Here is a 2428-nt window from a genome sequence, read left to right on the forward strand (position 1 = left end):
AATAATTATAATCTTTATTTATATTTTAATTCATTAAATTAATACTTTTAATAATAATATTATTATGATTTTAAAAAAATTCTTTCTTTTACATTAAATTTTTAGTTTGTAAAATATTAATATAAAAATAATTTTAGGAGAGTTTAATTTATGGATACTTTAATTAAATATTTAGCTTATTTTTTTATATATAGTTTTTTAGGATGGATATGTGAAACTATATATTGTTCTATTGGAGAAAAGAAATTTGTAAATAGAGGATTTTTAAATGGTCCTATTTGCCCTATATATGGAGTAGGTGCATTAATAGTAACTAAGGTTTTAGGACCTTTTAAGGATAATGCTCTTTTAGTATTTCTATTTGGTATGTTATTAACTTCATTATTAGAGTATGTAACATCTGTGATTTTAGAAGTGCTTTTTCATACTAAATGGTGGGATTACTCTGAAAGAAAATTTAATATTCATGGAAGAGTATGTCTCTTAAATTCTACTTTGTTTGGAATTATGTGTTTAGTAGTTATAGAATTGATTAACCCTATAATTGTATCATTAGTTTTAGATTTTCCAAAAGTAATTTTAACTATAATAGTTAGTATAATTTCAATAATTTTTATTTTAGACTTAAGTGTAACTGTATTTGCATTACTAAAAATAAATGGTAAATTACAACAAATTACTCACTTTATAAATGAATTAAAAGCAATAGGGGAAGAACCTCAAAGATTTAATGAAGAAGAATTAAGAAAATTATTTAATAAATTAAGAAAAGAAGAGAAATTTTGTAGTAATGAAAAAATAGATAAATTAGTAGAAAATCTTCGTAACATTAAAAATAAATCTACTTTACAAAGAAGATTATTTAAAGCTTTTCCAGGAGCAACTCATAAAAAATATTCAGAACAATTTAAAAAATTAAAACAATTATTAAAAGAAAAGAGTAATAAATAAGAATAATAATTAAAAACACAGTAGATATTTTTAATATTTACTGTGTTTTTAATTAATTTTTCTTAACAAATTTATTATAAATTGCGTTCATAGCTTTTTCAAAATCTTCATTTTTTATACCTATTAAAATATTTAATTCACTTGAACCATGATCTATCATTTTAATATTTACGTTGCTTTCTGAAAGTGCATTAAATATTTTAGATGGAGCACTTGGAATATAAGACAAGCATCTGCCTACAGTAGCCAGAACTGCCATATTATGAAAGACATCTATTGAATCAGGATTACATTGTCTTTTAATTTCATCTAAAATTTTAGATGTTTTATTTTTTAATTTGTTAGAATCAATTAAAAAAGCTACAGAATCTATACTTGCAGGCATAGTTTCAAAAGATACATCGTATATTTCTAAAATGGATAAGACTTTTCTACAAAAACCTAATTCGGAATTCATAAGAGCTTTTTCTATAGATATAAGAGTAAAATTTTTTTTGCCAGCAATTCCTGTTATTGAAGCATTATTATCACAAGAATATGTACTTATATCATTGATTATTAAAGTACCATTATCACTAGGAATATTAGTATTTTTTATTCTTATAGGAATTCCTTTTTCTCTTACAGGAAAAATAGCTTCTTCATGTAATACTGATGCGCCCATATAAGATAATTCTCTTAATTCTTTATATGTAATAACATCAATAGTTTTAGGGTTAGTTACTATTCGAGGGTCTGCCATTAAGAATCCTGAAACATCTGTCCAGTTTTCGTAAGTTTTTGCATTTACTCCAGCAGATATTATAGAACCTGTAATATCCGACCCACCTCTTGAGAAAGTTATAATTTCACCACTTTCATTAGCACCATAAAAACCAGGTATTATAGCATTTTTTAAAGGTTTAATATATCTATTAATAGCTAATTGAGTTTTTTCTACATTATAATTACCACTTTCATCAAATACTATAATATCTGCTGAATCTATAAAATTAAAATCTAAATATTTAGCTAAAATAATACCATTTAAAAATTCTCCTCTACTAGCAGCATAATCTGAAGAGGCACCATTAGAGATATTATTTTTTATTTCTTTGAAATAAGGTGCTAAATCTAAGTTTATAGAAAGATCAAAAGCGATGCTTGTATATCTTTCTTCAATTAAATTAAAAACATCATCAAAAGGTATGCCACTTGTTACATGTGCATGACATAAGTATAAAAGATCTGTTATTTTATAATCTTTATCAAATCTTTTGCCAGGTGCAGAGGGAATAATATATTTTCTATTAGGATTTGATAAAATTATATTTTTAACTTTTTTAAATTGCTCAGAATTTGCTAGAGAACTACCTCCAAATTTACTTACAATAATTTCGCTCATTATAAAGCCCCCATTCTTAAGAATTTCCCCAATGAATAATAATTACAAAGAAAATAATACCAATTAATTAAATTAAATTCAATAGTATATAAT

At 23.8% G+C, this 2428-nt stretch carries 2 protein-coding genes; one reads left to right on the forward strand and one right to left on the reverse strand.

Features of this window, described 5'->3' with window-relative positions; all coding sequences use genetic code 11:
* Positions 1-150: 150 nt before the first annotated feature.
* Positions 151-951, forward strand: coding sequence for a putative ABC transporter permease (locus GBZ86_RS14965; RefSeq protein WP_152891979.1), 801 nt, complete (start codon positions 151-153; stop codon positions 949-951).
* A 52-nt stretch (positions 952-1003) separates the two neighbouring features.
* On the opposite strand, the gene GBZ86_RS14970 is transcribed toward GBZ86_RS14965, so the two are convergent.
* The gene (locus GBZ86_RS14970) at positions 1004-2335 is read right to left on the reverse strand and encodes an aspartate kinase (RefSeq protein WP_152891981.1); all 1332 of its coding nucleotides are present in this window, start codon (positions 2333-2335) and stop codon (positions 1004-1006) included.
* Positions 2336-2428: the final 93 nt, after the last annotated feature.

This window comes from Clostridium tarantellae (genome assembly GCF_009295725.1).
GTDB classification, from domain to species: Bacteria; Bacillota; Clostridia; order Clostridiales; family Clostridiaceae; genus Sarcina; species Sarcina tarantellae.